This window comes from Opacimonas viscosa (assembly GCF_024199005.1).
In the GTDB taxonomy this organism is placed as follows: domain Bacteria; phylum Pseudomonadota; class Gammaproteobacteria; order Enterobacterales; family Alteromonadaceae; genus Opacimonas; species Opacimonas viscosa.
Genome location: NZ_JANATA010000034.1, coordinates 1 through 7,113, shown reverse-complemented (window position 1 = coordinate 7,113; position 7,113 = coordinate 1). Strand labels below are relative to the sequence as shown.

Here is a 7,113-nt window from a genome sequence, read left to right as displayed (position 1 = left end):
TAGTGTAGCGGAATTTTCTAGTTAAAACTGCTCTCTTTTTTCGGGGGGATTACAGTTATATTCATGAAAAATCCTCCATTGGATTAATTAATTTTCATATTAGAAGTAATGAATCACATTAAAACACTTAATTAATTCAATGAAAATAAGAAAAATACGCACTAATTATTCTAAAAAATAGGACAATAAGTAAATTAGGGAGGATTATCTGCTCAAAACAATTTGCACAATGTTGGTCAAAATTTATAACCTAAGTTCAACGTCATCACGGTTTTCGATTCAATGTTTTTGTTATCTCCAAAGAAACCATATTCATCTTGACGCGATACTCCAATACCCGCACCAATAACAAATCCGTCGTTGGCAAAGCCTTCGAAATGATAATTGTAAACCCCAAATAAATAACCATCTTCACTCATAAACGGCTCGACACCTATTACTATGCCCCAAGTGTGTTTTGGATTTGCAGCAAAGGTAGTTTCAAAGCCCACTGCTGCACCATATAACCCCAATGAACCATAGTATTTAGTGACATCTGATTTATAAGAAAATTGGGCACCAAGAACACCAGCATACTGATGCCCTACACCGGCAGAAAATTCATAAGCTGCGTCAGACTCTAACGCATGCGTAAACGGGGTATACAACAAAATCATTAACCAGAATTTTTTCATCACAAAATGTCTCCTCAATAAGGGTTAAGTCAAAATTTCTCGATAAAAGACTCAATATTCGCCAATAAGCTGGTTTGGTTGTGACCACAAACTGTGTAGCACTTTACCATGATGAAGATAATATATGTCATCATTATCAAACACTGCTCTATCTTGCCAAACGCCATACTCTGAGGGCTCTTGCGGTGCGATTTCACCATGTTCCATCAGCGCACCAGAACCAGAAAGGTTGAGTTCAAGTAATTCCAAGCGCGCATCTATTTGCCATTGGTTGTTCAAATTCATCCAACTTTGCATAGGTAGTCCAATGCGGATTGATTCAGCAGAGTGCGGTAAAAATGTTATTGCTTTATAATCAAATTCTGTAGGGGTTGCTCCTTGATCATAAATAACTTCATTTACTAAGCGTGGCACAGCTGATGAAACGTCAAATAATGCTACTTTGACTCCTTCTGTAATCGGTGCTGGCATAGAGTCACTCACGGTAGCATTAACCACGAAACTATTCGGATCAACATTTTGCCCAATTCCCAACAAAAAACGTTCATTGAGCGGCATGAGATACGAGGAATAACCTGGCATTTCGAGTTCACCGACGATACGTGGATTGTCTGGTGTACTGATATCCAAAACATATAAAGGATCAATACGCTCAAATGTCACAATGTAAGCATTATCCTCAAAAAATCTTACCGCGGTAATATCTTCATTGGGTTTCCCAAGCTCTGTGGGTTGGGACGTGTTTGGTAAACGACCAAGAATGGGCAAGTTTCGGTCTTGTGCCAACAGACTAATACTAAAGAAATCATGGTCGAAACGATCGGATTCATCTTGCATACTGCGTGTTGTCACCACCCTCAAGAACTCATCTTTGATGGATAATCTCAAATGCGGTTGATTCCAATCCAAGCGACCCGGAAGTGCTACCGTACCGTTATAAGCGAAGGAGTCATTTGCAAAATCAAAATGATGTAGGACCGTATGTTCGCCTTCGGTTGTATACTGCTGACCAAACACAACAATATCGTCTTGGGCAGCATATAAACCATCAAACATGCCATTTATACAGGTTGATTGAATCGACAATGGGTTGTTCAAATCAATGGCCGTGAGGGTCACGATACCACTGTAACCATCAAGCTCGGTAGCATCTTCAGGAATAAAACATGAATCAGGTCTCACTAATGGTGAGGATACGCCATCATAAGAATATTGCGGTAAGAGTTCTGAGATTGGTGTAGCCGATAGAACATCATAGTTGCTTTGTCGTTGTTCATTATTAACGGGTGTGGGTAACTGAATGTGATTTGGCCAATACGTACTGAACAAAAGAATTTTTGAACCGATTCGCCGGCTTGATATGAGATTACCATCAAAATGGAACGTGTTTGACGTGCGGATCTCCCCCCCACGTTGTGTCGATTCAATCTCAGATAAATTCAAAATAGACAGACTAAATCGGCTGGTGTCAGCTTCGATAATCTCCACAAAAGGACGTGCGTAATATGTTTCTTTTTTAGTGATAATGGAGAGATGTTCAGACGTGAGATAAAGGCCATTTACCACCATGTCTTCCTCCTCAAGTGCAATTTCTGCCACCGCAGCCAATGAACGATCCGTTTGTTTGCGCAACACGCGAATACGTTTGTTTTCATTGGGCGTCGCAACAAACAACCATTCCCCATCGTATTTCATAATATCTGACTCATCAACGCCCATTTCTTGGGTGACGGTTTGCGAAAAATTGAGCGACCTTGTATCTGCCATATCCGATTCAGCTACCGGTAGAGCGGTGGGTGTCGACACACTTGCACCCGAAGTATAATACAGTCCATTTTTTATTTGGGTAGCCAACATCTCTTCGTTGACAGCCTTTAAACGAGCAAGGGAGCGTTTGGGCTCTGCAATTAAAGGGGGCTGAATTGGGTCTGGTGGCTCAACAACAGGCGCAGAAGATGCCCCTCCTCCACACGACATTAGATAAGGTAATAAGGCAAATATAAATAAAAAACGAGACATAAAATCACCATCAATAAAATGATAAAATTAAATTAACACCAAGCGGTAGGGATGACAAGATAATAGAAAAAGTGAAGCTACCATAACGATTCCTGTGGATTTTAGAATAAAGCCGAATTCTGCTATGAGCATCTTTATTTGAGCGCCCATTCATTTGATACCTTTACAGAAATCATACGTACTAAACTGTCATGTTAATAAACTCATTAGCTCCAACATGAAGAATATGATGCCACAACATCGCGTCGCTCGGCAGTGCTTCCCAACAGGCCCCGTTTCAACGGCTTATGAGCTTAAGGTGGACGCTGGGGAAGTGCGACGAGACGACGCCCAAGTTGCTCTGGCGGCAAAATTAGATGCCTTACACCAGTCTCTCGCCTCGCTACCACCAGTACCTGTGCACACTGACGACCCGACAGAGAACAGTTGTACAGTCAGTGGTCTACTATTACTGATCCGCCCTCTGACATCCGCCTGGTCCTTTCTTCGAAAGAAGTTCCATTTGTGGTCTTTTGGTCCACCACCGAGAGGCATTTATATTTATGGCCCGGTCGGTGTCGGTAAGAGCTTTCTAATGGATCTCTTTTACGTGTCGGTTAATGTTCCTAATGCTGAATCGTGGGGTGATAATGACAGCCACAGCCAAAAGCACGTAAAAATTGCCAAACGCCGCGTCCATTTCCATGAATTCATGTTAGACGTCCATCAGCGAATCTTTGTCTACAAACAGAAGCATCCACAAGGAGATGCGATTCCCATCATTGCGCAACAATTGGCACAAGAAGCCCAACTGCTCTGTTTTGATGAATTTCAAGTAACAGACGTTGCCGATGCTATGATTTTGAAACGACTGTTTTTATTACTATCGCATTTGCATGTTGTAGTAGTGGCCACCTCGAATCGCGCTCCCGATGCTTTGTATGAGAGAGGCATTAATCGCTCCCTCTTTTTGCCCTTCATAGAAATGTTAAAACTGAAGATGGACATTATTTCCATGGAGGATTCCCCAAAGGATTATCGACTGGAAACTCGAGCGGATGGTCAATCATATTTTTGCTCAAACAAGGATGTTCATGTCAATAATAGTCATAACGACACACAGGCGCAGTTGGAAAAAATATTTGGTGGCAATTCATCCGGAGCTGAGTCCAAGGTCATTCATGTCCGTTTCGGTCGCACTGTTCCAGTCGTTCGATTAAATGACCAGAGTGCCTGGTTTGACTTTTCTGAGTTGTGTTATCAACCACTCGGCGCGGCTGATTATATTTCCCTCTGCGAGCAATTTTCTGTCCTCATTATAGAACGCGTACCGCAATTGGACGCCAATCACCTCAACGAAGCTCGACGTTTCGTGACTCTCATTGACACGTGTTATGAATCTCGAACCCGCTTGGTGCTGGTGTCACAAGTCCCGCTCGACGAGTTATTTGTTGATTTTGCAGTGCAAGTCGAAAGCGTTGATGGAGATGAAGAGTTGTTTGTCAATGAGAAAGGGGGGAACTCGAGTGCCTTTGCGACGACTATGATCCGCAACAAAGAAGGGGAACATGTGGAGTGGTCAGCGACGGGTCTAATTGGCGTATCACTGGCACAGTTATCAGGCGCCAATGATCTGACCTTTTCCTTTCGTCGAGCCAAGTCTCGATTGATAGAAATGGGTGGAAAAGAATGGGACGTCAATGACAAAAGTCGTTACTTTACAAAAAATTAAACCTTTGGTAGTGCTTCATAATACACTTGATATTTGTCTGAATCTTTGCTGGCAAAATACACATCAATGGAAATTCAGCTTAAGTTGTGCAGTTTTTGAGAATGACGGCTTTATCGGCGGTTTTTAGCCACACAAGCACGCTTAAACAATACCACCACCACTTTTGAGTATGATTCACTCGGACGCCCGATATCGCTTGCGCATGATGTGAGTGGCACAACTTATGATATTGAATATGGCTTTCGTTACAATCCAGCCTCTCAGATAAGCCAATTGACGCGCTCAAATAATGTGTATAGTTATCGCGCTGCCAGACCGTCACTGGATTATACCGTCAATGGGTTAAACCAATACACGACTGTTGCAGGCAAAGCATTTACATATGATGACAACGGTAACTTAACCCAAGACACCACACAACAGTACACATTCAATAACGCCAACCAGTTGGTGCGCATAGAGGATAGAGGGCCCTGTGAATGGTGTGTTGTCCTATGACACACAAGGACGCTTGAGCGATGTAGAGGTCAATGACAAAAGCACTTACTTTTTATACCTATGCGAGCACCTCATCGCAGAATATGACGATACATTAGCAATGCAAAAGCGCTACATTCATGGCCAAGGCGTCGTTGAAACAAAAACTGGTGATGCAAAGCTTTCTCCTGGACAACAAAAGTTAAGGATGCTATTGATCAAGGTGAAGATGTTATTCCCAGAGGAAAGAATGCAGAGAAAGCAGGTTTAAAGCCGAATGAGCCAACGAAGATGAAAAATTGTGTAGTAGAAAGGCATTGCAAATGACGGAAGATGATCAGTCAAATAAAGTTTATATCAACTTTATTGCGCAAGGAAAAAATGAAGATCAATGGTTAGTTGTTCTAGTTGAAGAAGCTGGACTCGATTTTGATATAGATTATTTTTTGTATGAGTTTCAGGATCGATTATACAATTGTTTAGATGCTATCATTGACGGTCAGTTAGCAAAAGAATTCCCTGATACAGTAAATAAGGATATTGTCATTCGAGTGGATTGTTACAAATTGCCTGAAGAAGACGTGAAAAACTTTTTTAAAAGTTTCACTGAGGGCGTTTTATCAATACCTGATTACAACGTGGCTATTCAAGAAAGTAATTTCGTTAATGAACTGAGCTTTGAAATTAATTTTGAATAAGGATTAATTTATTTTAAAGTTAAAGAACTCAAAGTAATTGATGCGTTTATTGAAATGCTTGCTTTGTTCGTTCCTAAAGAAATCGTTGTCTCATCTATACGTATTCATGGAGATTTGCAAAAACATGCTGAAACGTATGAGTTGAATGAAGATGATATTCAAGTAAGAGATCGATTACTTGAACAAGGCTTAATTTTGAATGTTGCTTCAGATGAAGAAAACGAGTCATTCCATTTTGAAGGCACTGTTTCTAACGCAGTGTTAAGAGATTTTGTTTTATATCAGTCTTCTATTGGGGAACTGTCCTATCATGGCTTTATTACGAATTCCGATAGTGAATTCACTATATACCCACATGATGACTGCGGATTAGGGTTTATCATTTCCGATGAAACAAAGAAAAAAGTATACAATAGCAGGTTACAAGAGTGTGCCAAGCGCCACTCAGAAATACTCGAATTTAAACTGAATGAATAAATATTTGAATCCAAAGCCTCGCTAGTCGGGGCTTTTTTATTTTTAATTTATAATATTTTCTGTACAAAAAACGTTTGGTAAAAATGATAAAACTAACAATTAAAATAACGAGATCAGGATTTCCTATGGTCGATACATTCAGTAAAGCTAAATTTTGGAAATGTGCTTTGCGAGTTAATCCTGCTAGTTATACAGGCTATAGAGGTAACGAGCAAAGTCTGACGGAAGATGAATATAATAAAAAGTTACTAGAAGTATGCCTTGAAGAAGGTATAAAGGTTATTGGTCTTGCTGATCATGGCAATGTTGATAGTGTTGATAAAATCAGGGAAACTCTAACCTCGCAAGGAATAGTAGTTTTTCCGGGATTTGAATTAGCATCAAGTGAAAAAGTTCATTTGGTGTGTCTCTTTAATGAACAAGAAACAGTAAAAAATCTCGAACATTTTTTATATGAACTGAATATCGATACTTCCAATGGCACTTTGCCATCTCCCCATAGCGCAGATTTTATTCTAAACAAGATCCGTGAGAAAGGCGGATTTGTTTACGCAGCACATTGCACAGACGATAACATTACTTCGATAAGTTCATCCGCTGGTAACGTCATTGATGATGTGCAATGTATACTCAGGGGAAAACACCCTGCGCGAAGTTGTTTGCTTGATTTCTGACATAATCACCTCAACGCTGAAAATGACAAGATGACAGATTTATAAAGCGTTTAAAGATGTAATGACCGTACGCTTACGAACTGATTTTGCAGGGGATATTAGTAAAATTCCTGAAAGCCAGTAAACACAGTGCCTTAAAACGAAAAAAGCCAGACTATTATAGTCTACCTTTTTCATGTAATGGCGGAGAGAGAGGGATTACCTCGGGCGTCCTGCCCTCGCCGCTTCGCGCTGCCTACGGCATTGCCAAATCGTTCCAGACGATTTGGTCGAACCGTCTGCTCGGGTTCTCTTATACTTTTTTCACTCAGATAAAAAAAACCGCCATAATGAAGTGACCCCCGAAAGTTAGACAAAACCTTCGGGGGTTTTTTATGTACAAA

At 40.7% G+C, this 7,113-nt stretch carries 8 protein-coding genes; 6 read left to right on the top strand and 2 right to left on the bottom strand.

Going from position 1 to position 7,113, the window contains the following annotated elements:
• Positions 1 to 236: 236 nt before the first annotated feature.
• Together NLF92_RS12440 and NLF92_RS12435 are read right to left on the bottom strand one after the other, a co-directional pair.
• Positions 237 to 674 (bottom strand): hypothetical protein, encoded by a 438-nt coding sequence (locus tag NLF92_RS12440; RefSeq protein WP_254102459.1) that lies wholly within the window; start codon positions 672 to 674, stop codon positions 237 to 239.
• Positions 675 to 725: 51 nt separating this feature from the next.
• Complete coding sequence (locus tag NLF92_RS12435) at positions 726 to 2,693, bottom strand: beta-propeller domain-containing protein (RefSeq protein ID WP_254102457.1); 1,968 nt, start codon at positions 2,691 to 2,693, stop codon at positions 726 to 728.
• A gap of 217 nt (positions 2,694 to 2,910) precedes the next feature.
• Between NLF92_RS12435 and zapE the strand changes: the two genes are divergently transcribed.
• The 6 genes from zapE (at position 2,911) to NLF92_RS12405 (ending at position 6,730) form a co-directional block, all read left to right on the top strand.
• Positions 2,911 to 4,404, top strand: a complete 1,494-nt coding sequence (zapE, locus tag NLF92_RS12430; protein WP_254102455.1) for a cell division protein ZapE — start codon at positions 2,911 to 2,913, stop codon at positions 4,402 to 4,404.
• A gap of 207 nt (positions 4,405 to 4,611) precedes the next feature.
• Positions 4,612 to 4,902 carry a hypothetical protein gene (locus NLF92_RS12425; RefSeq protein WP_254102453.1) on the top strand — a complete coding sequence of 97 codons (291 nt, stop codon included), beginning with the start codon at positions 4,612 to 4,614 and terminating at the stop codon, positions 4,900 to 4,902.
• The gene (locus NLF92_RS12420) at positions 4,880 to 5,152 is read left to right on the top strand and encodes a hypothetical protein (RefSeq protein ID WP_254102451.1); all 273 of its coding nucleotides are present in this window, start codon (positions 4,880 to 4,882) and stop codon (positions 5,150 to 5,152) included. The genes NLF92_RS12425 and NLF92_RS12420 overlap by 23 nt, the downstream gene beginning before the upstream one ends.
• Positions 5,153 to 5,204: 52 nt before the next feature.
• A complete protein-coding gene (locus NLF92_RS12415) occupies positions 5,205 to 5,579 on the top strand; it encodes a hypothetical protein (RefSeq protein WP_254102449.1) in 375 nt (124 codons plus the stop codon).
• 54 nt (positions 5,580 to 5,633) lie between these two features.
• Positions 5,634 to 6,056 (top strand): hypothetical protein, encoded by a 423-nt coding sequence (locus NLF92_RS12410; RefSeq protein WP_254102447.1) that lies wholly within the window; start codon positions 5,634 to 5,636, stop codon positions 6,054 to 6,056.
• Between the two features lie 125 nt (positions 6,057 to 6,181).
• Positions 6,182 to 6,730 (top strand): PHP domain-containing protein, encoded by a 549-nt coding sequence (locus NLF92_RS12405; protein ID WP_254102445.1) that lies wholly within the window; start codon positions 6,182 to 6,184, stop codon positions 6,728 to 6,730.
• The last annotated feature ends 383 nt before the right edge of the window (positions 6,731 to 7,113 follow it).

Bases quoted from the DNA above. Each gene is read 5' to 3' on its own strand.
- NLF92_RS12440 (WP_254102459.1), bottom strand. From the start codon at position 674: ATGAAAAAATTCTGGTTAATGATTTTGTTGTATACCCCGTTTACGCAT.
- NLF92_RS12435 (WP_254102457.1), bottom strand. From the start codon at position 2,693: ATGTCTCGTTTTTTATTTATATTTGCCTTATTACCTTATCTAATGTCG.
- zapE (WP_254102455.1), top strand. From the start codon at position 2,911: ATGAAGAATATGATGCCACAACATCGCGTCGCTCGGCAGTGCTTCCCA.
- NLF92_RS12415 (WP_254102449.1), top strand. From the start codon at position 5,205: ATGACGGAAGATGATCAGTCAAATAAAGTTTATATCAACTTTATTGCG.
- NLF92_RS12410 (WP_254102447.1), top strand. From the start codon at position 5,634: ATGCTTGCTTTGTTCGTTCCTAAAGAAATCGTTGTCTCATCTATACGT.
- NLF92_RS12405 (WP_254102445.1), top strand. From the start codon at position 6,182: ATGGTCGATACATTCAGTAAAGCTAAATTTTGGAAATGTGCTTTGCGA.